Genomic DNA, 21,114 nt, shown 5'->3' with positions numbered 1-21,114 from the left:
TCTCCCGGCATGCCCGCGACCGCTCCACGAGCAACCACCCGGACGCCGTACCTCCTCGCCACCGCCCTGTTCCTCTCCTACGCGTGCTGGTCGGTCCAGCGGCATCGGCAGCTGCGGACCAGCGGCTACGACCTCGGCATCTTCGAGCAGGCGGTACGCGGCTACGCCGGCCTCGGCGCACCCGTCTCGACGATCAAGGCGCCCGGCTTCAACCTCCTCGGCGACCACTTCCACCCGATCCTCGCCGTCCTCGCCCCGTTCTACCGGCTCGCCCCCAGCCCGATCACCCTGCTCATCGCCCAGGCCGCCCTGATCGCGGCGTCCTCGATACCGATCACCCGGCTCGCCACCCGCCTCGCCGGCCGCCTCGCCGGGGTGAGCGCCGGACTGGCGTACGGCCTGTCCTGGGGTCTGCAGTCCGCGATCGACTTCGACTTCCACGAGGTCGCCTTCGCCGTTCCCCTGCTCGCGTTCGGCCTGACCGCGCTGCTCGAACGCCGTTTCGCCGCCGCCGCCGCGTGGACGCTGCCGCTCATCACGGTGAAGGAGGACCTGCCGGCCACGGTGGCCGTCATCGGCCTGCTCGTGGCCCTGCGCGGCCGGCGCCGTCTGGGCGCGGCGATGATCCTGGTCGCGGTCGGCGCGGGACTCCTGATCGTCGGCGTGCTGCTGCCCGCGCTCAACCCCGGCCACGTCTACGCGTACGCCGGGAGCACCGCCCCCGACGGCCAGAACCCGCTGCAGCGCCTGTTCCTGCCCGCCGTCAAACTGCGCACGCTGCTCGAGCTTGCGGCGCCGACGCTGTTCCTCTCGCTGCGATCGCCGCTGCTGCTCGCCGCCGTACCGACGCTGGCCTGGCGCTTCTGGTCGACGAACCCGTCCTACTGGGGCACCGGCTTCCAGTACAGCGCCGTCCTGATGCCCATCGTCTTCGTGGCCTTCCTCGACGCGCTGCCCACCATCGGCACCGGCCGCCCGGCCCGGACGGCCTGCGTCGCCGCCCTGGCCGCGACGATACTGATCCCCGCACCGATACGCGGCCTCCCGGATCACTGGAGAGTCAGCCCCCGAGCTCAGCAGGCGAAACTCGCACTCACCCGAATACCGGACGGCGCCCACGTCGCCGCCGACAACAGACTCGCGCCGCAACTCACCGCCCGCCGCACCGTCTACCTGTTCCCCGCCTACCCGCAGCCCGACGTCCGCCCCGAGTGGGTGGCCGTCACCACCCCGCCGGACACCAGCATGGCCGCCCTCGTGACGATGACCGCCGCCCTCGACCGCCTGCCGGCCTACGGCTACCGAGAAGCACTCCGAACCAACGACGTCATCATCTTCCACCGCCAGTGACCTGACACGCCCGCCTCTGGTAGCCGGCGGCCGCCAGCGTGCACAAGCGGCCTCGGCGCCCGCTGGCTCGCACCGGCTCGTCGTCCACGGCCGCGGCCCGAACCGGAACGGGACTGGACGAACCTCGACGCCGGCCTCGCCCTATACCAAAGGTCGAAGACCCTGGCCGAACGCGCGGCCTGGGATTTCGTGGCCGGCGAGGGCCGCGGCCTCGAACTGGCCACGGTCAACCCGGCCGCCGTACTCGGCCCGGTCCTCGGCCCTGACCACTCCCCCTCGCTCGACGCCATCGCGAGCATGCTCGACGGCTCGGCCCCGGCCCTGCTGAAGTTCGCCACCGGCTATGTCGACGTCCGCGACGTCGCCGCCCTGCACCTGCTGGCCATGACCGCCCCGGCCGCCGCCGGGCGAGAGCTTCATCGCCACCGCCGTTCCCAGCCTGTGGCAGCGCGACATCGCCGCCATTCTGCGCGGCCGCCTCGGCGACCGCGCGGCCAAGGTACCCACCCGCGAGATGCCCCTGACGGTGGCCCGCGGCCTGGCCAAGGCCGACCCCCGGATGCGGGCCCTGCGCCTGATTCTGGGCCGCGACCTGGCCGCCACCTCGGCCAAGGCCGAACGCCTCCTCGGCTGGAAGCCCCGCCCCATCGAGGACACCGTCGTCGAGACCGCCGAAAGCCTGCTCGTCACTCGGCGGGAGCGGGGCTCACGCCGGTGACGGTCAGGTGCAGCAGGCGGGTGGCCTCGGCGGCCGGGTCGGGGTGGTGTTCGGTGGCCAGGGCTATCCCGGTGACCAGGTTGAGCAGGTCGGTGATGGTGACGCCGGGGGTCAGGGCGGACGCCGCGCGTGACACCAGCGGGGCGCCGGCCTCGGTCAGGCGGGCGGTGGCGCAATGGTCGTGGGGCTCGGACGGATCGGCGGCGTGGTCGCGGTTCAGGGCCTCGGCCAGGCCACGGACGGTGGAGGCGAACGACGTGACGGCGGCCAGCCATTCCAGGAGGGCGGCGCGGGGGTCGGGATGGGCGGCGAGGCCGGCCGCCCGAGTGGCCAGGGTGTCGACTTGGCCGCGGAAGACGGCCTCCAGCAACGCGTGCCGGGTGGGGAAATGGCGGCGGACGGTGCCGGAGCCGACCCCGGCGGTACGGGCGATCTGCTCCAGGGAAGCGTCGGCGCCCTCGGTGGCGATCGCCTCGGTGGCGACGGCCAGCAGCAGCGCGTAGTTGCGGCGGGCGTCGGCGCGCATCGCGTCATCTCCAGGTTGATAAGTGGCGGACCCCGCCGTATGTTACTCCAGACGAAACGGCGAGCCCCGCCGTTTCGATGACGAGGAGTGCACATGTCTGTCCTGGTGGTGGGCGCCAACGGGCAGCAGGGAGGCGCGGTCACTCGCGCTCTGCTGGCAGCCGGCGTCGCCGTGCGAGGTCTGGTCCGCGATCCGGCCAAGGGCGTGCCCGGCACCGAGGTCGCCGTCGGTGATCTCGAGGACCGCGACTCGCTGGCCGAGGCGGTCCGTGGTGCCAGCGCCGTCTTCTCCATGCAGATGCCGCCGCTGAAGAACGGGACGTTCGACTTCGACGGCGAGCTGCGGCAGGCCGTCAACCTGATCGAGGCCGCACGGGCGGCCGGCGTGCGGCACTTCGTGCACTCGTCCGTGTCCGGCTCGCGGCGGCTGCCCGCGGAGGAGCGCTGGGCGCCGATGCGGCCGTACTACGCGGCCAAGGCCGGCGTCGAGGACCGGGTGAAGGAGGCCGGCTTCGAGTTCTGGACGCTGATCCGGCCCGGCTTCTTCATGGAGAACTTCCTGCCGTCGGCGGCCTACCTGCTGCCGCGCGGCCTCGAGGGCGGGATCGTCACGACCCTGAAGCCGGGCACGTGGCTCTCGCTCGTCGCGGTGGACGACATCGGCGCGGCCGTGGCGGCCGCCGTCACCGACCCGTACACCTGGAACGCCGTGGAATTGGAACTGGCCGGCGACCATCTCCCGCTCACCGCGATCGCCGGGGTGATGGGGATGACGGCACCCGACATGAGTGAGCAGGAGGCGCTGGCCGCGGGGATGCCGGCCTACGCCGTCCTCTCGAACCGGCTCATGAACGAGGTGCCGCAGCCCGCCCGCCCCGAGTTCGCACGGGCGCTCGGCGTACCCCTCACGCCTTTCGCGCGGTGGGCGTCAGAAAAGGGGGGAATACGCGGGTGATCTCGCGGGTTGGGCCGGTCGTGCGCCAAGTGACGGTGATGGTCATCGGTGGTGGTCAGGCCGGGCTGTCGGCCGCCTACCACCTGAAGCGGCGGGGCGTGGACTTCGTGGTCCTGGACGCGGCGCCGGCGCCCGGCGGGGCGTGGCTGAACCGGTGGGAGTCGCTGCGGATCGCGACCGTCAACGGCATCTTCGACCTTCCCGGGTTCCCCAAGCCGCCGCTCGACCCCGCCGCGCCGAGCCGGGTGGCCGTGCCCCGGTATTTCGCCGCCTTCGAGAAGGCCGGCGATCTGCCTATTCTGCGGCCGGTGCGCGTGACCGCCGTACGGCCCGGGCCCGAAGAGACTTTGATCGTCGAATCGGATCACGGGCGGTGGAGCGCGCGGGCGATCATCAACGCGACCGGCACGTGGACCAATCCGGTGCGGCCGCACTATCCGGGGCAGGAGACCTTCGCCGGGATCCAACTGCATTCCCAGGAGTACGTCTCGGCCGACGCGTTCGCCGGTCTGCGGGTGGCCGTGGTCGGCGGTGGGATCTCGGCCGTACAGCAACTCGAAGAGATCTCCCGCGTCGCCACGACGTTCTGGTACACGCGCCGGGAACCGGTGTTCAAGAGTGTCGGCGAGTTCGACGGCAGCGGCATCATCGCCAAGGTGGTCGCGGACGTCGAAGCGGGCAACCCCACCGGGAGCGTCGTCTCCTACACGGATCTGGCCTGGACCCCGTACGCCCTGGCGGCCAAGGAACGCGGCGCGCTGGAACGCCGCCCGATGTTCACCGCGATCGAACCGCACGGCGTCCGCGACGCCGACGGCTCCTTCACCGAGGTCGGCGCGATCCTGTGGGCGACCGGCTTCAAGGCCGACCTCAGGCACCTCGAACCGCTGCACCTGCGCAACGAGCGCGGCGGCATCCAGCTGATCGGCACCCAGGTCGCGGCGGATCCGCGGATCCACCTGATCGGGTTCGGCCCCTCCCAGTCCACTGTCGGCGCCAACCGCGCCGGCCGCGAAGCGGTGAACACCCTTCTCCGAAAGGTGCTGGCCCATGTCTGACTTCGACCCTCGTACGCTCCTCGAAGAGAGCCGCCTCGGCGTGCTGGCCACGATCAAGGCGAACGGCCTGCCGCAGCTCTCCCCCGTCACCCCGTACTACGACCGCGACGCCGAGCGGATCTACGTGTCGATCACCGACAGCCGGGCCAAGACGGCCAACCTGCGCCGGGACCCGCGGGCGGCGCTGGAGGTCACCCGGGGCGACGGCCGGGCCTGGGCGACCGCCGAGGGCCCGGTGGAGCTGATCGGGCCGGGCGACGACCCGGACGGGCCGGAGGTGGAGGCGCTGGTGGACTACTACCGCAAGGCCGCGGGCGAGCACCCGGACTGGGCGGAGTACCGATCGGTGATGGTGTCCGACCGCCGCGTGCTGATGGTCCTCAAGGTCGCCCACGTCTACGGCCAGCAGCTGGGCTGACGCCTTCTCAGGGTCGCTCACGGCCGGCGGCTGGGCTGACGCTTCTCAGGGTCGCTCACGCCTGCGGCCGGCGGCTGGGCTGAGCGCTTTCGCGCGGTACATCGCGGCGTCGGCCTCGCGCAGCAGGCGGCCGCCCTCGCTGGGCGAGCCGGTGGCGAGGCCGACGCTGGCGCCGACCGTGACCTGCTGGGTAGCGGTGATCCAGATGGGCTCGGCAACGGCGGCCGCCACCCTTCCCTCGTCCGAAATATCGCCATGAACGAGGAGCGCGAACTCGTCGCCGCCGAGCCGGACCGCCAGCCCCTGCTCAGCGATCACGCTCAGCCGGTCAGCGACGGCGACAAGCACCTGATCGCCGGCGTGATGCCCGTACTCATCGTTGATCGGCTTGAAACCGTCCAGGTCGACCAGCAGCACGGTCACGGTCTCGTCCGCGGGGATCTCGTCGAAGCGCTGCTCGAGCAGGCTCCGGTTGGCCAGCCCGGTCAGCGCGTCGTGCGTGGCCCGGTGCCGCAGCTCGTCGTGCAGCCGCCGCGCCTCGGTGACGTCACGGGCGTTGAAGACGATCGCCGCCACACTGGGGTTGGCGGTCAGGTCGACCCCGACGACCTGGAGCCAGCGGTACGACCCGTCCGTGTGCCGCAGGCGCAACTCGGCGTCGGCGTCGGCGCCGCGTTCGGCCGCGAGCCGGGCCACCAGCTCGGCCAGCCGGGGCCGGTCCTCCGGCAGCACCCGGTCGGCCAGCAGCGTCCCGACCAGCTCGCCCGGGCCGGTGCCGAGGATCTTCCGGGCGGCCGGGGTCGCGAAGCGGACCTGCCCGTCGGCGCCCACCACCAGCGTGAGGTCGGACGAATGCTGCACGACCGACTGGAACCACTCGCGCATCCGCTCGTTGTCGGTGAACGCCGCCATCTGCCGGCTCAGCACCAGCACCGTGATCAGGACCGCCCCGACCGACACGCCCCACACCTGCGGATCGGCGCTCCGCGTGGTCAGCGCCGCCACCAGCAGCAGCTGAACCGCGACCACGGCCAGGTAGGGCAGCCGGCTGCCGTGCCGCGGTCCCACCGGTCCGGTCTCGGTGCGGCGCCGGTTCCGCAGCTCCTGCCAGCGCAGCGCCACCGGCATCAGCAGGCACGGCAACAGCTGCGACACGTAGATCACGCTCGGGTCGTCGGTGCCGGTCAGCAGGGTCACCGTGGATGCGGCGATCGCCGTGCCGGCCACACCGGCGGCGGCCAGCAGCCCGGGACCCTTGGCGAACGGCGCGGTCCCACTGAGCAGCAGCTTCAACAGCCCGACGCTGAGCAACAGCATGATCGCCGAAGCGACCGCCGCGCCCGCCACCTCGGCCCGGTTGCCCTCGGCGACCACGTCGGCGAGAACGAAATACCAGACGAAAACGGCGACAGCGGCCAGTACGGTCACCGCGTCGAGCCACAACCGCAGACGTTGCCGCCCCGCCCCACCGAGCGGATGGCAGACCATGGCCACCATCGCGATCAGCATCCCGACCACGACGAACCCGGTCTGCACCGGACTCGGCCGATGCCCGGACAGGTGCATGACCGCCAACGCGGTCTGATACCCGTCCCCCACCGCACAGGCCACCCCGGTGGCGGTCACCGCCCGCCAGAACCGCCGCGCATGCCGCCGCCCGGCCGACGCCCGCGCCAGCCGCCACGCGGACACCGCGAGCGCCACATCGAGCCCGCTCTGCACGGCCCACGAGACGGTGGCCCCACCGGGCCCGGCCAGAAACCACAGGACGACGGCCACCCCGGCCACCGCCAGCCCGAGCAGCCCCGGATCCACCCGGAACCGCCGAGCCGTACCAGTGACGTCCATGGCCGTACCCATCGGCCAACCAAGCCGCAACGTAAGTGAAACCCAGCCCCGCCTCGGGTCGCGAACGCGTCAGTCCGCTTCCGGGACTTCCCTTGACTTGCCGCTGGGTCGAGCGCCTTGTGGGAAGAAGACGCGGTGATGCGAGGTGAGCCCCGTGAGCACCAGTACCAAGGCCACCTTCTCGGCGGTCACGAGCGGACTGATCGCCTTCCTGTCGGCCCTGCTGACCGCCCTTCAGGGCGAGAACACCGGATTCGACACGATCCTGCTGGGGCTGCTCCTGGCCGCCGTGCAGGTCCCGCTGTACCGGCTCGCCGAGGGTTACGTCGGCTGGCACCCCCGGCCGGCATGCTCGCGCAGCTGGCCGAGAAACGAACGCTCCGCCCGGAACTCATGAAAAGGCTCGCGCAGGTCCGGGCCGACCCGCGCCTCAAGCCCTACGTCGAAGCGGGCTGGGAAGCGAATCTCGCGCATCTCGGCCTGCTGAAGGAGCGGGCGCGGCGATATCCGGTCGACGACGGGCAGGTGCTGCCGACGCGGCTCGGCAACGCCATCCGGCGGCTCGAGGAATACGGCTACGACCGCTACCGGCTCGACTCGCAATTACTGTGGTACGAACTGAACTCCTCGGCCCCCGCGGAGGCACGGAAGTTCGCCGACCAGGCGCGCACCACCCTCGACTTCCTGATCTGCCTGCTCTACGGCAACCTGATGGTGGCCGCCGCGGCGATCGCCGCGCTGGGCTGGGCCGGCCGCGAGAGGATCACGCTGGGCGTGGCGGCGGTCATCCTGATCGCGGCCGCCGCGCTCTGGTACCGGGTGGCCGTCGTCGTGACTGACGACTGGGCCGCTTCGGTACGAGCCCTGGTCAACCTGGGCCGCAAGCCGCTCGCCTCGTCGATGGGGCTGGACCTGCCCTCGAGCCTCGCCGACGAGCGCGACATGTGGGCCGCCGTGTCGCGGGTCGCGGCGCGCCCGTACGACGACCTCAGCGCCCAGCTCGACCCCTTCCGGGCCCCACCCGCCGACACGTCGCTCCACGTCGACTGGCGCCGCGACACCCCGTCGGCGACGATCGTGACCGACGGCGACGGCCGACGGGCCGGCTGACGCCCGGCCCTCACTCGTGGGGCTAGCTGTGCTGCCCAGGGACGTTGGTCAACCTGGTGATGGGTGGCAGGCCGCCGATTGTGAGTGGGGTCGGTGGTGATGTAGTGATGCGGGAAGGCCGGTAGGGCCTTCCTGCGGGCCTGTTCGGTGTTATAGAAGCGTTTGAAGGCCCAGCCGTCGCTCATGGTGCGGTGGAAACGCTCGACCTTCCCAGTGGTCTGAGGCCGGTAAGGGCGGGTCTTCGTCGCCGTGATGCCGAGCTCGGCGCAGGCATCACGCCACGCGAAAGACTTGTAGGCTGAGCCGTTGTCCGCCAGCACCCGTTCGACGGTGACACCACGAGCGGCGAACCAGGCGACCGCGTTGCGCAGCACGGTAACGGCGGTGGCGGCCTTCTCGTCCAGGTGGATCTCGGCATAGGCGACCCGAGGTGGTCATCGATGACCGTGTGCACGAACGCGGTACCCATGAGCGGGTCGTAGCGGGCACTGCGGGTTCCGGTGCGCACCGCGGTGCGGTGCCGGTTGCGGTCGCCCTGGGCGCGGCCCACGTAGCGCCAGCCGCCGCCATCCGGGATGCTGCCGTATTTCTTGACGTCGACGTGCAGCATCGCCCCGGGCCGGTCGTGTTCGTAGCGGCGTACGGGTTCGCCGGTGACCCGGTCGATGTGAGAGAACCTGCTGAGCCCGCATCGGGTCAAGACCGCGTGCACCGTTGAGGCCGGCATCCCACCGCTGCCCAGCTCCCGATAGCGCTGCGCCCAGCGTTTCGCGAAGCAGCATTACCGTGGAGCACGAAGGCCTCCTGGTTGTGGAACTGGTTCCTAGACAGCTCCACTTCACAACCGGAGGCCTTCACCCGTCCACGACTCAGACCGAGTCGTCACACAACCTCGACCAACCTCCCTGGACAGCACAGCCAGCGCCTGTTTCGTACCTGAGGCGGGGCTGCGGCGTGGCCCGGCTTCCGCCTGGCGGCCTCCTGCGAAAGCCCGGTTACAACACCGGTAGCCGGACTTCCACGGGACCTCGCCTCGCTTCCACCCAGGTACGAACAGGCGCTAGCGGCGGAGCTCGAGGGTCACACCCGCGGCCAGGCGGTACGGGTTGGTCGCGACGAGGGCGCCGACCGCGCGGCGGAGGCGGCTGATCTCGGCGCGGACGGTGACCACGTGGGCGGTGTCGCCGTACAGCAAATGGCTCATCCTGCCCGCGGTCAGGCCGGCCGGGCCGCCGTCGTGCAGCAGGGCCAGGATGTCGGCGTGGCGGCGCGTCAGTGGTGTGCGCCAGGGTTCGGTCTCACCGCGTACCTCAAGAAGCGGTGGCGAACCGGTCAGGTCGAGCGTCGCGGTGATCGCGGCCCGCGGGCCGGCGGGCCGGACCAGCCAGCCTTCGGGCAGGCGTTCGGCCAGGCAGAGGCCCATTCCCGGTACGGCGACGGGTGCGCCCGCCGACGGAGCGCCGATCCGGTCCCGCGCGGACACCCCACTGGCGTGGGCCACCCAGCCGTGATCGTCGACGATGAGCAGGGGGCCGCGGGCGGTGCCGGTCACGTGCGCGGCCGAGCGCCGCAGCCGTTCGAGCCGGTCGGCGTGATGCCGCCACAGCCGCGCCTCGGCCAGCCGCACCCCGGTCTCGACGAGCACCCGGATCGCCGGGTGCAGGGTGAGGGCGGGCCCGCTGACGTCGACGATCCCGAGCAGCTCTCCGGTTCGCGGATCGTGCACGGGATGGGCCGAGCAGTACCAGGCATGCTGGGCCTGCTCGAAATGCTCGGCCGAGAACAGCTGAACCGGCGCCGCCTCGACGAGCGCGGTCCCGATGGCGTTGGTGCCGACGGCGGCCTCGGTCCAGAGCGCCCCTTCCCCGAACCCGAGCCGATCGGCCCGCCGGCGCAGCGGGGCGGGCCCGGCCCGCCACAGAATGGTGCCGTCGGCCCCGGTGACGACAAGCAGAAAAGCGGCGTCCCCGGCCATCCGCAGCAGATCACCGGCGACGGGCGCCAGCCCCGATCCGCGGCGCCGCCGCTCAACCTCCCCGGCCGGCACCGGATCGCGGGCGTTGGCCCGGCTGGGGTCGAGCCCGAACCCGAGCACACGCGACCAGGACCGCTCGACAAGCGCCCGCGGCCGATGCGGCGGCCGTCCCCCGGCCAGCACCGCGTCATGCACCCGCACCAGCTCACGGGCGTACCGCGACAGATCGGTGCCCGGCCGCACAGCGCTGTAGTCGCCCACGCCGCCTCCTCGCCGGTAGGCCCCTCCCGAGGCTCCCACGCCCGCCCGGACGAGGTCCAGAATCAGCCAGGTTGTCGATGGTCCGGGCTGAACAACGAAGGGAATGGCCGGCTGGGGCGAGTGATGCAATGTGTTGCAACTCTGTTGCGCGGGGTGAGCGTGGCGGTTTCGTGTCCGTATGACGCAGACCCTCGGTATCTCGGCCAAGCAGCGCGTTGACGACTGGCTGGAGGCGTTCGAAAGGGCGCTTCGGGAACGCGATGTGCGAGGCGCGGCGGATCTCTTCGCCCCGGAGAGCTTTTGGCGTGACCTGGTGGCCTTCACCTGGAACATCACCACCGTCGAGGGGCGGGACGGGGCGGCCGACATGCTCGGCGAGACGCTGGCGGGGGCTGATCCGCGCGGGTTCGCGCTGACCGAGGAACCCACCGAGGCCGACGGCGTGATCGAGGCCTGGATCCGGTTCGAGACCGCCACCGGGCGCGGCACCGGTCATCTGCGGCTCAAGCCCGAGGGCGCCTGGACTCTGCTGACCACGCTGCGGGAGCTCAAGGGCTTCGAGGAACGTCAGGGTGAGCGGCGGCCCCTGGGCGCCGTGCACACGCTGCGCAAAGGGCGTGAGTACGGAACAGAGGCGGCGGAGCAGGACCCGTACGTCGTGGTGATCGGTGGTGGGCAGGGTGGGATCGCTCTCGGGGCGCGCCTGAAGCAGCTCGGCGTCCCGGCCGTGGTCGTCGACAAGCACGCGCGGCCCGGTGATCAGTGGCGTGGGCGGTACAAGAGCCTCTGTCTGCACGATCCCGTCTGGTACGACCATCTGCCGTATCTGCCGTTTCCGCCGAACTGGCCGGTCTTCTCGCCCAAGGACAAGATCGGCGACTGGCTGGAGATGTACACGCGGGTGATGGAGGTGCCGTACTGGTCGTCCTCCGCGGTCCGCTCGGCGAAGTACGACGCCGGCACCGGCCGGTGGAGCGTGATCGTGGACCGGGAGGGCGGAACGACGGAGCTCACGCCGGCCCACGTCGTCTTCGCCACCGGCATGTCCGGCAAGCCCAACCGGCCCGTCATTCCCGGGCAGGACGTCTTCCGCGGGGAGCAGCAGCACTCGAGCGAGCATCCGGGGCCGGAGGCCTACCGGGGCAAACGGGTCGTCGTGATCGGGTCGAACAATTCGGCGTTCGACATCTGCGGGGCGCTCTGGGAGCACGACGCCGGCGTGACCATGGTGCAGCGGTCGTCGACGCACATCGTGAAGTCGGCCTCGCTCATGGACATCGGGCTCGGTGACCTCTATTCGGAGCGGGCCGTCGCGGCCGGGGTCACCACCGACAAGGCTGACATGATCTTCGCGTCGATTCCGTACCGGATCATGCATGAGTTTCAGATTCCGCTGTACGAGCGGATGGCCGAGCGGGACGCCGACTTCTACGCGCGGCTGGAGAAGGCGGGCTTCCGGCACGACTGGGGCGCCGACGGTTCCGGCCTGTTCATGAAGTACCTGCGACGGGGTTCCGGCTACTACATCGACGTGGGCGCGGCCGATCTGGTGGCCGACGGGCAGGTCAAGCTGGCGCGGGGGCAGGCCGTCCGGCTCACCGAGGACGCGGTGGTGCTGGACGACGGCACGGAACTGCCGGCGGATCTGGTCGTCTACGCCACCGGCTACGGGTCGATGAACGGATGGGTGGCCGACCTCGTCGACGCCGAGACCGCCGACCGGGTCGGCAAGGTGTGGGGGCTGGGCTCGGACACCCCGAAGGACCCCGGACCGTGGGAGGGCGAGCAACGGAACATGTGGAAGCCCACCCGGCAGGAGAACCTGTGGTTCCACGGGGGCAACCTGCACCAGTCGCGGCACTACTCGCTCTATCTGGCGTTGCAGCTCAAGGCCCGTTACGAGGGCCTGCCGACGCCCGTGTACCGCCTCGCCGAGTCACACCACCGGAGCTGACGCGGGCAGGAAGCCGGCCACCGCGGCGAAGAAGGCGTCGGGGGCCAGGCTGTGGACGCGGTGGCCGACCGGGATCGTCGCCAGCCGGGCGTTCGGCAGGGCGGCGGTCACGGCGGCCAGCCGGCGCGGGGGGATGCAGCTGGTGGGCCCGCCCGAGACGACCAGGGCCGGCTGGGTCACGAGGGCGAGGCGGCTCCACCACCGCGGGTCGGCGCGGGCCACCTGCAGCAGGATCGCCGGCACGGGGCGGCCGGCCAGGAAGCGGCCCATCGGCGGCAGGCCGCCCCGGCGGGGCGGGGCCGCGAGGTCTTCGAGGACCAGGCGGGAGACGCGGTCCGGCGAGTGCTGGGCCAGGGCCAGGCAGGCGTACGCCCCCACGGAGTGCCCGACCGCGAGCGCGCCGGTCAGCGACAGCGCCCGCATGACGCCCAGCAGATCGTCGCGGAGAGCACCGAGCTCATAGGACCGGGTGCGGTCGCTCGTCGCGTGCCCGCGCAGGTCGACCGCCACGACCCGGTAGCCGAGCGGCACCAGCCGGGCCGTGAAGCGGTCCCAGGTGCTCGCGCTGCTGCCGGTGCCGTGGACCAGCAGCGCCGGCACGCCGGACGGGTCGCCCGCCGAGCGGTAGCCGAGCCGGACGCCGTTGATCTGGAGGGTGCCGAACGTCATCACACTGTTTACCAGAAATCCACCACGTAACAAGCACGTAACAAGAGATTGACTCGCCGCCGCGGGGCAGACATGTTGGCGTTAACAGGCCCGTGGCGAAGGAGTCCGGATGACGGTCATCGGCGTGGTCGCGCAGAACTCCATGTTGTACGGGCCGGCCAGCATGGTGCAGGCGATCGGCGACGCCGCCTTCGACGCCGGCCTGGCCGTATCGGTCGGTCACGTCGCCGACTACGGCGCCGAGGCGCGCGAGGTCGTGCGGCGCCTGGTCGACCAGGAGGTGGCCGGGCTGATCGTCGTCGCTCCGGTGGCCGCGGCGGCCCAGCTGCTGGCGGCCGTGCCGAGCGGCCTGCCGGTGGTGACGGTGGACGGCCTGCCCCAGTGGCGCACGGCGAACGTCGCCGTCGATCAGTACGCGGGCGGGCTGCTGGCCACCCGGCATCTGCTGGCGCACGGGCACCGTACGGTCTGGCACGTGGCCGGGCCCGAGCAGTGGCACGGCAGCCGGGCCCGGGAGGCGGGCTGGCGGGCCGCGCTGGCCGCCGCCGGTGTCGAGGCGCCGCCGGTCGTGCGGGCCGCGTGGACGGCCGAGTCGGGCTACCGGTGCGGGCGGGCGCTGGCCACCGACCCGCGGGTCACCGCGGTCTTCGCGGCCAGCGACGACATCGCCATCGGGCTGATCCGGGCCTTGGCCGAGCACGGCCGGTCCGTGCCGGACGACGTCAGCGTGGTCGGGTTCGACGACGTGCCCGAGGCCGGGTACACCCATCCGGGGCTGACCACCGTGCGGCAGGAGTTCGCCGAGGTCGGCCGGGAAAGCGTGCGCCTGTTGCTGGGCGCACGCCGTCCCGAGTCCGTACAGCTGCGGCCGACCCTGGTGCCGCGGGGCACCGTGCGGCACCGGGTCGAGGTCAGAAGCCGCGGGCGAGCCGGTAGTACGCCTGGTTCCAGCGGACCTCTTTGACGAACTCCCGGATCGTCGTGTCCGAGTCGATCACCAGCAGCTCGCAGGAGAGCATCTCGGCCAGGTCGCTCAGCTCCTCCACGCCGACGGCCGAGGTGAGCACCGTGTGGTGCGGTCCGCCCGCGGTCAGCCAGGCCTCGGCCGACGTGGACAGGTCGGGGGCCGGCTTCCACACCGCGCGGGCCACCGGCAGCTTCGGCAGGGCCTCGGTCGGCGGCACCACCTCGATGACGTTCGAGGTCAGCCGGAACCGCTCCCCCATGTCGGACATGCCGACGACCACGGCCGGGCCGGGGGCGGCGTCGAACACCATGCGCACGGGGTCCTCGCGGCCGCCGATGCCGAGCGGGTGGATCTCGAGGCGGGGCCGGGCGGCCGCGATCGACGGGCACACCTCGAGCATGTGGGCGCCGAGGATGCGCTCCTGGCCGGGCGTCAGGTCGTACGTGTAATCCTCCATGAAGGACGTGCCGCCCGGCGCCATCGCCTTGATCGTGTGCAGCAGCACCGAGGTCTTCCAGTCGCCCTCGCCGCCGAAGCCGTAACCGTCGGCCATCAGCCGCTGCACCGCGAGGCCGGGCAGCTGGCGCAGGCCGCCGAGGTCCTCGAAGTTGGTGGTGAACGCGCCGAAGCCGCCGGCGTCGAGGAACTGCCGCAGGCCGAGCTCGATCCGGGCCGCGTACCGCAGCGACTCGTGCCGTTCGCCGCCGTCGCGCAGCTCGGGCGCCACCTCGTACAACTCGTCGTACTCGCCGACCAGCTTGTCGACCTCGGTGTCCAGGGCGTCGTCGACGACCTTGACCAGATCATTGACGCCGTACGTGTTGACCGACACCCCGAAGCGCAACTGCGCCTCGACCTTGTCGCCCTCGGTGACCGCGACGTCCCGCATGTTGTCGCCGAAGCGGGCCAGCTTGAGCGACCGGATGGCCGCGTGCCCGCGGGCGGCCCGCACCCAGGCCGCGATGCGGTCGACGACGCGCGGGTTGCTGACGTGCCCGGCCACCGTCTTGCGGGCCACGCCGAGGCGGGCCTCGATGTAGCCGAACTCGCGGTCGCCGTGCGCGGCCTGGTTGAGGTTCATGAAGTCCATGTCGATCTCGGACCAGGGCAGCGCCACGTTCGCCTGGGTGTGCAGATGCAGCAGCGGGGTGCGCAGCGCGTCCAGCCCGGCGATCCACATCTTGGCCGGCGAGAACGTGTGCATCCAGGCGATCACGCCGATCACCCGCGGCGCGGCGTTGGCCTCCCGGATGACCGTGAGGATGTCCTCGGCGCTGGTGAGCACCGGCTTCCAGACCAGGCGGACGTCGAGGGAGGAGCCGAGCGTGCCGGCGATCTCCCGCGACTGCGAGGCAACCTGGTCGAGCGTTTCGGGACCGTAGAGCCCCTGGCTGCCGGTCAGGAACCAGATTTCTTGGTCACTCATGAGCGTCCTTCCGAAGAGCGCTGGCCGTAGACGTTCTGGTAGCGGTCGTACAGGCTGTCCACGGCGTCGCCGGGCAGTCGATCGATCGCTCCGAGCTGCCGGGCCAGGAGCATGGTGCGGGCGACGTCCTCGCACATGACGGCGGCCTTGACCGCCGCCTGGGCGCTGGCGCCGACGGTGAACGGGCCGTGCTGGCGCATCAGCACGGCCGGCGAGCGGCTGCCGCGCAGCGTCTCGACGATGCCGCGGCCGATGTCGTCGCTGCCGATCAGCGCGAACGGCCCGATCGGGATGTCGCCGCCGAACTCGTCGGCCATGGCGGTCAGCGAGCACGGGATCGGCTCGCCGCGAGCGGCCCACGCGGTGGCGTACGGGCTGTGGGTGTGCACGACGCCGTTGACCTCGGGCATGTGCCGGTAGACGTAGGCGTGCGACTCGGTGTCGCTGGACGGGCTGTGCTCGCCCTCGACCAGCTTGCCGTCGAGGTCGCAGACGACCATGGCGGCCGGGGTCAGATCGTCGTACGAGACCCCTGAAGGTTTGATGACCAGCAGGTCCTCCCCCGGCACCCGGGCCGAGACGTTGCCGGCGGTCCAGGTGACGAGGCCCCAGCGGGTGAGGTGCGCGTGCAGGTCACAGACTTCGGTCCGTACGGCGTCGAGGACGCTCATCCGAGCGCCTCGTTCCGCAGATCGCGCAGCCGGTGCAGCACCTTGTTCTCCCCACGGCCGAAGTAGTCGTGGAGAACCGAGTATTCGGCGAACAGCCGGTCGTACACGTCGGCGGCCGCCGGGTCGGGCTCGAAGACCGCCTTCTCGACGCGGCCCATCGTCGCCGCCGCGGTCGCCACGTCCGGGTACGCCCCGGCCGCCACCGCCGCGTGGATGGCCGAGCCGAGCGCGGGCGCCTGGTCGGAGGTGGCCACGCTGATCGGCCGGCGCAGCACGTCGGCGTAGATCTGCATGACCAGGGTGTTGCGCTTGAGCCCGCCCGCGGCCACGAACTCGGTGACCGGCACGCCGGCCTTCTCGAACGACTCGATGATCGTGCGGGTGCCGAAGGCGGTGGCCTCGATCAGCGCCTTGTAGATCTCGAACGGCCGGGTGGCCAGGGTCTGCCCCACGATCACCCCGGACAGGTGGTGGTCGACCAGCACCGAGCGGTTGCCGTTGTGCCAGTCGAGCGCGATCAGCCCGTGCCCGCCGGCCGGCTGCCCGGCCGCCTGCCCCGACAGGAAGTCGTGCACGCTCAGGCCGGCCGCGCGGGCCTGCTCGTGCACCTCGGGCGGCACGCCGTGCTCGACGAACCAGCCGAAGATGTCGCCGACGCCGCTCTGCCCGGCCTCGTAGCCGTAGAGGCCGGCCAGGATGCCGCCGTCGACCACGCCGCAGATGCCGGGCACCGGCGCGATCGTCTCGCCGTTCATGATGTGGCAGGTGGAGGTGCCCATCACGGCCAGCATCTGCCCGGGCGTGATGGCCTGGGCGGCGGGCGAGGTGACGTGCGCGTCCACGTTGCCCACGGCGACCGCGATGCCGGCCGGCAGCCCGGTCCAGGCCGCGGCCCGCTCGGTCAGGCCGCCGGCGCGCTCGCCCAGCGCGGACAGCGGATGGGCGAGCCGGGTCTCGGCGAAGTCGGCGAAGGCCGGGTTCAGGGCTTCCAGGTACGCCTTGTCGGGGTACTGGCCGTCCTGGAAGATCCCCTTGTAGCCGGCCGTGCAGGCGTTGCGGGTCTCACGGCCGCACAGCTGCCAGATGATCCAGTCGGCCGCCTCGATCCAGCGTTCGGTCCGCGCGTAGACCTCCGGATCCTCCTCGAGGACCTGCAGGGCCTTGGCGAACTGCCACTCCGAGGAGATCCGGCCCCCGTAGCGCGCGATCCAGGGCTCACCCCGCTCGTGGGCCAGGTCGGTGATCCGGTCGGCCTGCGGCTGCGCCGCATGATGCTTCCAGAGCTTGGGGTACGCGTGTGGGCGTTCGGGGAGGACGTCGCGCAGCGGCGTCCCGTCGGCCAGCGTGGGCAGCACCGTGCAGGCGGTGAAGTCGGTCGCGATGCCGACGACGTCGGCCGGGTCGATGCCCGCGGCCTCCAGGGCCTCGGGCACGGCCGTACGCAGAACGTCGAGGTAGTCGTTGGGGTCTTGAAGCGCCCAGTCCGGGCGCAGCTGCTGCCCCGTGGCCGGCAGCGTGCGCTCGATGACGCCGTGCGTGTACTCGTGGACGGCCGCGCCGACCTCGGCCCCGTCGGAGACCCGCACCACCACGGCACGGCCGGACAGCGTCCCGAAGTCGACCCCGATGGTGTAGCTGGACATCACTTCGCCTTTCTGGTGACGAGGCGCTGCAGGACGATGAAGGCGAACAGCAGCACACCGATCGCCATCCGGGCCCACCAGGAGTTGAGGCTCGCGAAGTTCACGATCGTGTTGATCAGGCCGAGGACCAGGACGCCCAGGACCGTGCCGAGCACATAGCCGGAACCGCCGGTGAGCAGCACGCCGCCGATGACCACGGCCGCGATCGCGTCGAGCTCGGTGCCGGTGCCGTGTCCCGCGTACCCGGAAGTGGTCGTGATGCTGTAGATCAGGCCGCCGAGGGCGGCGCAGAACCCGCTGAGGGTGTAGACGCCGATCCGCGTACGGCCGACCGGAAGGCCCATCAGCAGCGCCGAGTCGGCGTTGCCGCCGATCGCGTAGACGTTGCGGCCGAACTTCGTCCAGGCCAGCACGACCGCCGCCACGGCCACGACGGCCAGCGCCACCAGGGCCATGCCGGAGATGTAGACGCCGGGCTCGAAGACGATGCGCGTCTCGGCGATGCTGGTCCAGAACTCGTTGGTGATCGGGATCGAGTTCTGGTTGATCAGCAGGGCGATGCCGCGGGCCAGGAACATGCCGGCCAGCGTGGCGATGAACGGCTCCACCTTGAAGAAGTGGATGACCGCGCCCATGCCGAGGCCGAGCACGCCGCCGATCAGCAGCACGACCGGGATCACGACGCCGGCCGGCCAGCCCGCCTGCAGCAGCGTGGCGGCCACGGTCGAGGTCATGGCGATCACCGCGCCCACCGACAGGTCGATGCCGCCGGTCAGGATCACGAAGGTCATGCCGACCGCGACGACCAGCAGGAAGGCGTTGTTGGTGAACAGGTTGAGGATCACCGAGGGGTGGGTGAAGTTCTCGTAGCTCACCGCGCCGAAGGTGTACATGACGATCAGCAGCGACAGGGTCGCCAGGACCGGGATGTACTGGGCGTTCGGCCGGTACGTCCGGCGCCGGCTGGCCGGGCCGCTCTTGTTGGTGGCCGGGGTGGTGCTGACGTCGATCATGCCGGGACCTCCGCCCGTGCGGCCGGCCTGGGAGTGGACCGGCGGAACAACATGGCCCGGAAGGTCGCCGACTGGGCGAGGCAGAGCACCACGACCACGACGGCCTTGAAGACCAGGGTCGCCTCGGGCGGGATGCCCACGGACTGGGCGGTCGTGTCGAGCGTGGCGATCAGCAGCGCGCCCAGCGTGGTGCCGGCCAGCGAGAACCGGCCGCCGGTCAGCGCGGTGCCGCCGATGACCACGGCCAGGATGGCGTCGAGCTCGATCAGGTTGCCGGCGTTGTTGCCGTCGGCGCTGGACACGTTCGAGCTGTAGATCAGCCCGGCGATGCCGGCGCAGGCGGCCGAGACGACGTACACCATCACGGTGAACCGGCGGGCCTGGATGCCCGCGAGCCGGCTGGCCACCGGGCTGCCGCCGACGGATTCCAGGAGCAGTCCCAGGGCTGTACGCCGGGTGAGCAGCACCGTGATCGCGAGGACCACCGCCGCGATCAGCACCGACACCGGCAGGCCGAGCACGTAGCCGGCGCCGATCACCTTGTACGGGCTCGACTGCACGTTGATGATCTGCCCCGACGTGATCAGCTGGGCCAGGCCGCGGCCGGCCACCATCAGGATCAGCGTCGCGATGATCGGCTGGATACCCAGCACCGCCACCAGGAAGCCGTTCCAGAGGCCGAGCACCAGCGACAACGCGATGGCCGCGAGCACCGCGATCGCCACCCCGCCGACGCTGTTCTGGTTGCTCAGGTCGCCGATGATCAGGCAGGCCATGGCGCCGGAGACGGCCATCACCGACCCGACCGACAGGTCGATGCCGCCGGTCGAGATGACCAGCGTCATGCCGATCGCGACCAGGACCAGGGGCGCGCTGGCCCGCAGGATGTTGACCGGCGTCCCGAACAGGTGCCCGTCCTGGATCCGGATGTCGAAGAAACCGTCGGAGAAGATGAGCGCGCAGAGCAGCAGCACCACGAGCATGGCGACCGGCCACATGAGCCGGCTCTTCATCGCTTTTTTCATGAGGTAGCTCCGCTGGCGATGGTCCGCATGATGCGGTCGGCGTCGACGTCGCCGGTGTTGTCGAGCTCCTCGACCAGGCGCCGGTCCCGCAGCACCTCGATCTTGTGGCTGAGGCGGAGCACCTCCTCGAGCTCGGCGCTGACGAACAGCACGGCCATGCCGCCGCTGGACAGCTCGGCGACCAGGCGCTGGATCTCGGCCTTGGCGCCGACGTCGATGCCGCGGGTCGGCTCGTCGATGATCAGAAGCTTGGGCTCGGTGATCAGCCAGCGGGCCAGGAGCACCTTCTGCTGGTTGCCGCCGCTCAGATTCCGTACCGGAATCTCGGGGTTGTCGGGTCTGATCTGCAGGGCCTTGATGTATTTGCCGACCAGTTCGTCCTGGCGGCGCTTGGCGATGGGCCGGGTCCAGCCCCGCGCGGCCTGCAGGGCCAGGATGATGTTCTCGCGGACGGTGAGCTCGCCGATCACGCCCTCGGTGCGGCGGTTCTCCGACGAGAAGGCGATGCCGTGCGCCATCGCGTTGCGCGGCGACCGCATCGACACCGGTTTGCCGTCGAGCTCGAGCTTGCCGCTGTCGGCCTTGTCGGCGCCGAAGAGGAGCCGGGCCAATTCGGTACGGCCGGAGCCCAGCAACCCGGCCAGCCCGACCACCTCGCCGGCGTGGATGGTGAGGTCGAACGGCGCGATGGCGCCCTTCCGGCCGAGGTTCTCGGCCCGCAGGACGGGCTCGCCGCGCTCGATCTGCTCGGCCGACTCGCGCGGGCGGCTCTCCAGCTGCTCGAGCGTGGCCAGTTCCTTGCCGATCATCTTGCGGACCAGCTCGACCTGGGGCAGCTCGGCCGTGCGGTACTCGCCGATCAGGGCGCCGTTGCGCAGCACCGTGATCCGGTCGGCCACCTCGTAGATCTGGTCGAGGAAGTGGGAGACGAACAGGATGGCCACCCCGGAGTCGCGCAGCCGCCGCATGATCGCGAAGAGCTGGGCCACCTCGGAGGCGTCCAGGCTGGAGGTCGGCTCGTCGAGGATGAGTACCTTGGCGTCGATGTCGACGGCGCGGGCGATCGCCACCATCTGCTGCACGGCCAGGGAGTACGTGTTCAGCGGGGCCGACACGTCGAGGTCGAGGTCCAGGCGCTTGAGCAGGCCGGCCGAGCGCTTGCGCATCTCGGACCACTGGATGCGGCCGAAGCGGCGCGGCTGGCGGCCGATGAAGATGTTCTCGGCGACCGAGAGGTTGGCGCAGAGGTTGACCTCTTGATAGACGGTGCTGATGCCGGCTTCCTGCGCCTGCAGCGGGCCGGTGAACAGCACGTCCCGGCCGCTGAGCTTGATGTCGCCGCCGTCGATCCCGTACACGCCGGTGAGCACCTTGATCAGGGTCGACTTGCCGGCGCCGTTCTCGCCCATGAGGGCGTGGATCTCGCCGGGCAACAGCCGGAAATCGACGCCGTCGAGCGCGACGACGCCGGGGAAGATCTTCTGGATTCCGGTCATCTCGAGGACCGCGGGTGGCTCACCCATTCATC

General features: G+C 71.2%; 20 protein-coding genes and 1 pseudogene. 9 read left to right on the top strand and 12 right to left on the bottom strand.

Features of this window, described 5'->3' with window-relative positions; genetic code table 11:
- Window positions 1-9: 9 nt before the first annotated feature.
- Window positions 10-1,350: a DUF2079 domain-containing protein gene (locus tag AB0C26_RS42715; RefSeq protein ID WP_360259969.1), complete on the top strand. Its 1,341-nt coding sequence runs from the start codon at window positions 10-12 to the stop codon at window positions 1,348-1,350.
- Between the two features lie 141 nt (window positions 1,351-1,491).
- Here AB0C26_RS42715 and AB0C26_RS42710 read toward each other — a convergent pair whose 3' ends face one another.
- The gene (locus AB0C26_RS42710; RefSeq protein ID WP_360259967.1) at window positions 1,492-1,776 is read right to left on the bottom strand and encodes a hypothetical protein; all 285 of its coding nucleotides are present in this window, start codon (window positions 1,774-1,776) and stop codon (window positions 1,492-1,494) included.
- 88 nt (window positions 1,777-1,864) lie between these two features.
- Between AB0C26_RS42710 and AB0C26_RS42705 the strand changes: the two genes are divergently transcribed.
- Window positions 1,865-2,068 carry a hypothetical protein gene (locus AB0C26_RS42705; protein ID WP_360259966.1) on the top strand — a complete coding sequence of 68 codons (204 nt, stop codon included), beginning with the start codon at window positions 1,865-1,867 and terminating at the stop codon, window positions 2,066-2,068.
- Here the strand turns inward: AB0C26_RS42705 and AB0C26_RS42700 are convergent.
- On the bottom strand, window positions 2,037-2,594 hold the full coding sequence (locus AB0C26_RS42700) for a helix-turn-helix domain-containing protein (RefSeq protein WP_360259964.1): 558 nt from the start codon (window positions 2,592-2,594) through the stop codon (window positions 2,037-2,039). The genes AB0C26_RS42705 and AB0C26_RS42700 overlap by 32 nt on opposite strands.
- A 93-nt stretch (window positions 2,595-2,687) precedes the next feature.
- Here AB0C26_RS42700 and AB0C26_RS42695 point away from each other — a divergent pair, with 93 nt between their 5' ends.
- The 3 genes from AB0C26_RS42695 to AB0C26_RS42685 are packed head-to-tail and all read left to right on the top strand — an operon-like array spanning window position 2,688 to window position 5,024.
- Window positions 2,688-3,548 (top strand): NmrA family NAD(P)-binding protein, encoded by an 861-nt coding sequence (locus tag AB0C26_RS42695; protein ID WP_360259961.1) that lies wholly within the window; start codon window positions 2,688-2,690, stop codon window positions 3,546-3,548.
- A 38-nt stretch (window positions 3,549-3,586) separates the two neighbouring features.
- Window positions 3,587-4,606, top strand: a complete 1,020-nt coding sequence (locus AB0C26_RS42690; protein ID WP_360260067.1) for an FAD-dependent oxidoreductase — start codon at window positions 3,587-3,589, stop codon at window positions 4,604-4,606.
- The gene (locus tag AB0C26_RS42685) at window positions 4,599-5,024 is read left to right on the top strand and encodes a PPOX class F420-dependent oxidoreductase (protein WP_360259958.1); all 426 of its coding nucleotides are present in this window, start codon (window positions 4,599-4,601) and stop codon (window positions 5,022-5,024) included. Before AB0C26_RS42690 ends, AB0C26_RS42685 begins: the two co-directional genes overlap by 8 nt.
- Before the next feature lie 45 nt (window positions 5,025-5,069).
- Here AB0C26_RS42685 and AB0C26_RS42680 read toward each other — a convergent pair whose 3' ends face one another.
- Entirely contained in the window at window positions 5,070-6,872 is a 1,803-nt protein-coding gene (locus AB0C26_RS42680) for a sensor domain-containing diguanylate cyclase (protein WP_360259956.1), read from the bottom strand.
- A gap of 154 nt (window positions 6,873-7,026) precedes the next feature.
- Between AB0C26_RS42680 and AB0C26_RS42675 the strand changes: the two genes are divergently transcribed.
- Together AB0C26_RS42675 and AB0C26_RS42670 are read left to right on the top strand one after the other, a co-directional pair.
- Window positions 7,027-7,269, top strand: coding sequence for a hypothetical protein (locus tag AB0C26_RS42675; RefSeq protein WP_360259954.1), 243 nt, complete (start codon window positions 7,027-7,029; stop codon window positions 7,267-7,269).
- A complete protein-coding gene (locus AB0C26_RS42670; protein ID WP_360259951.1) occupies window positions 7,266-7,982 on the top strand; it encodes a hypothetical protein in 717 nt (238 codons plus the stop codon). Before AB0C26_RS42675 ends, AB0C26_RS42670 begins: the two co-directional genes overlap by 4 nt.
- A gap of 22 nt (window positions 7,983-8,004) precedes the next feature.
- Here AB0C26_RS42670 and AB0C26_RS42665 read toward each other — a convergent pair.
- A pseudogene (locus AB0C26_RS42665) lies at window positions 8,005-8,700 on the bottom strand (DDE-type integrase/transposase/recombinase); the annotation flags it as partial.
- 342 nt (window positions 8,701-9,042) lie between these two features.
- Window positions 9,043-10,218, bottom strand: a complete 1,176-nt coding sequence (locus AB0C26_RS42660) for a GAF domain-containing protein (RefSeq protein ID WP_360259949.1) — start codon at window positions 10,216-10,218, stop codon at window positions 9,043-9,045.
- 178 nt (window positions 10,219-10,396) lie between these two features.
- On the opposite strand from AB0C26_RS42660, the gene AB0C26_RS42655 reads away from it, so the two are divergent.
- Window positions 10,397-12,172, top strand: coding sequence for an NAD(P)/FAD-dependent oxidoreductase (locus AB0C26_RS42655; protein WP_360259947.1), 1,776 nt, complete (start codon window positions 10,397-10,399; stop codon window positions 12,170-12,172).
- Here the strand turns inward: AB0C26_RS42655 and AB0C26_RS42650 are convergent.
- On the bottom strand, window positions 12,155-12,841 hold the full coding sequence (locus AB0C26_RS42650; protein WP_360259945.1) for an alpha/beta hydrolase: 687 nt from the start codon (window positions 12,839-12,841) through the stop codon (window positions 12,155-12,157). The two genes, AB0C26_RS42655 and AB0C26_RS42650, sit on opposite strands and share 18 nt — an antisense overlap.
- Window positions 12,842-12,950: 109 nt before the next feature.
- On the opposite strand from AB0C26_RS42650, the gene AB0C26_RS42645 reads away from it, so the two are divergent.
- Window positions 12,951-13,805, top strand: a complete 855-nt coding sequence (locus AB0C26_RS42645; protein ID WP_360259943.1) for a substrate-binding domain-containing protein — start codon at window positions 12,951-12,953, stop codon at window positions 13,803-13,805.
- Here the strand turns inward: AB0C26_RS42645 and araA are convergent.
- From araA to AB0C26_RS42615, 6 genes are read right to left on the bottom strand one after another with little or no spacing between them, the layout of a single operon-like run.
- The gene (gene araA / locus AB0C26_RS42640) at window positions 13,753-15,234 is read right to left on the bottom strand and encodes an L-arabinose isomerase (RefSeq protein WP_360259941.1); all 1,482 of its coding nucleotides are present in this window, start codon (window positions 15,232-15,234) and stop codon (window positions 13,753-13,755) included. The genes AB0C26_RS42645 and araA overlap by 53 nt on opposite strands.
- The gene (locus AB0C26_RS42635) at window positions 15,231-15,905 is read right to left on the bottom strand and encodes an L-ribulose-5-phosphate 4-epimerase (RefSeq protein WP_360259939.1); all 675 of its coding nucleotides are present in this window, start codon (window positions 15,903-15,905) and stop codon (window positions 15,231-15,233) included. The genes araA and AB0C26_RS42635 overlap by 4 nt, the downstream gene beginning before the upstream one ends.
- Entirely contained in the window at window positions 15,902-17,548 is a 1,647-nt protein-coding gene (araB, locus tag AB0C26_RS42630) for a ribulokinase (protein ID WP_360259937.1), read from the bottom strand. Before araB ends, AB0C26_RS42635 begins: the two co-directional genes overlap by 4 nt.
- Complete coding sequence (gene yjfF / locus AB0C26_RS42625) at window positions 17,548-18,561, bottom strand: galactofuranose ABC transporter, permease protein YjfF (protein WP_360259935.1); 1,014 nt, start codon at window positions 18,559-18,561, stop codon at window positions 17,548-17,550. Before yjfF ends, araB begins: the two co-directional genes overlap by 1 nt.
- On the bottom strand, window positions 18,558-19,586 hold the full coding sequence (locus AB0C26_RS42620; protein ID WP_360259933.1) for an ABC transporter permease: 1,029 nt from the start codon (window positions 19,584-19,586) through the stop codon (window positions 18,558-18,560). The genes yjfF and AB0C26_RS42620 overlap by 4 nt, the downstream gene beginning before the upstream one ends.
- The gene (locus AB0C26_RS42615) at window positions 19,583-21,109 is read right to left on the bottom strand and encodes a sugar ABC transporter ATP-binding protein (RefSeq protein WP_360259931.1); all 1,527 of its coding nucleotides are present in this window, start codon (window positions 21,107-21,109) and stop codon (window positions 19,583-19,585) included. The genes AB0C26_RS42620 and AB0C26_RS42615 overlap by 4 nt, the downstream gene beginning before the upstream one ends.
- Window positions 21,110-21,114: the final 5 nt, after the last annotated feature.

This window comes from Actinoplanes sp. NPDC048796, from assembly GCF_040650035.1.
Taxonomy (GTDB): domain Bacteria; phylum Actinomycetota; class Actinomycetes; order Mycobacteriales; family Micromonosporaceae; genus Actinoplanes.
Note: the sequence above shows the minus strand (reverse complement) of the source record. Positions and strands in the feature narration are given on the sequence as shown.

Bases quoted from the DNA above. Each gene is read 5' to 3' on its own strand.
- AB0C26_RS42715 (WP_360259969.1), top strand. From the start codon at position 10: ATGCCCGCGACCGCTCCACGAGCAACCACCCGGACGCCGTACCTCCTC.
- AB0C26_RS42705 (WP_360259966.1), top strand. From the start codon at position 1,865: ATGCCCCTGACGGTGGCCCGCGGCCTGGCCAAGGCCGACCCCCGGATG.
- AB0C26_RS42700 (WP_360259964.1), bottom strand. From the start codon at position 2,594: ATGCGCGCCGACGCCCGCCGCAACTACGCGCTGCTGCTGGCCGTCGCC.
- AB0C26_RS42695 (WP_360259961.1), top strand. From the start codon at position 2,688: ATGTCTGTCCTGGTGGTGGGCGCCAACGGGCAGCAGGGAGGCGCGGTC.
- AB0C26_RS42690 (WP_360260067.1), top strand. From the start codon at position 3,587: ATGGTCATCGGTGGTGGTCAGGCCGGGCTGTCGGCCGCCTACCACCTG.
- AB0C26_RS42685 (WP_360259958.1), top strand. From the start codon at position 4,599: ATGTCTGACTTCGACCCTCGTACGCTCCTCGAAGAGAGCCGCCTCGGC.
- AB0C26_RS42680 (WP_360259956.1), bottom strand. From the start codon at position 6,872: ATGGACGTCACTGGTACGGCTCGGCGGTTCCGGGTGGATCCGGGGCTG.
- AB0C26_RS42670 (WP_360259951.1), top strand. From the start codon at position 7,266: ATGAAAAGGCTCGCGCAGGTCCGGGCCGACCCGCGCCTCAAGCCCTAC.
- AB0C26_RS42655 (WP_360259947.1), top strand. From the start codon at position 10,397: ATGACGCAGACCCTCGGTATCTCGGCCAAGCAGCGCGTTGACGACTGG.
- AB0C26_RS42650 (WP_360259945.1), bottom strand. From the start codon at position 12,841: ATGACGTTCGGCACCCTCCAGATCAACGGCGTCCGGCTCGGCTACCGC.
- AB0C26_RS42645 (WP_360259943.1), top strand. From the start codon at position 12,951: ATGACGGTCATCGGCGTGGTCGCGCAGAACTCCATGTTGTACGGGCCG.
- araA (WP_360259941.1), bottom strand. From the start codon at position 15,234: ATGAGTGACCAAGAAATCTGGTTCCTGACCGGCAGCCAGGGGCTCTAC.
- AB0C26_RS42635 (WP_360259939.1), bottom strand. From the start codon at position 15,905: ATGAGCGTCCTCGACGCCGTACGGACCGAAGTCTGTGACCTGCACGCG.
- araB (WP_360259937.1), bottom strand. From the start codon at position 17,548: ATGTCCAGCTACACCATCGGGGTCGACTTCGGGACGCTGTCCGGCCGT.
- yjfF (WP_360259935.1), bottom strand. From the start codon at position 18,561: ATGATCGACGTCAGCACCACCCCGGCCACCAACAAGAGCGGCCCGGCC.
- AB0C26_RS42620 (WP_360259933.1), bottom strand. From the start codon at position 19,586: ATGAAAAAAGCGATGAAGAGCCGGCTCATGTGGCCGGTCGCCATGCTC.
- AB0C26_RS42615 (WP_360259931.1), bottom strand. From the start codon at position 21,109: ATGGGTGAGCCACCCGCGGTCCTCGAGATGACCGGAATCCAGAAGATC.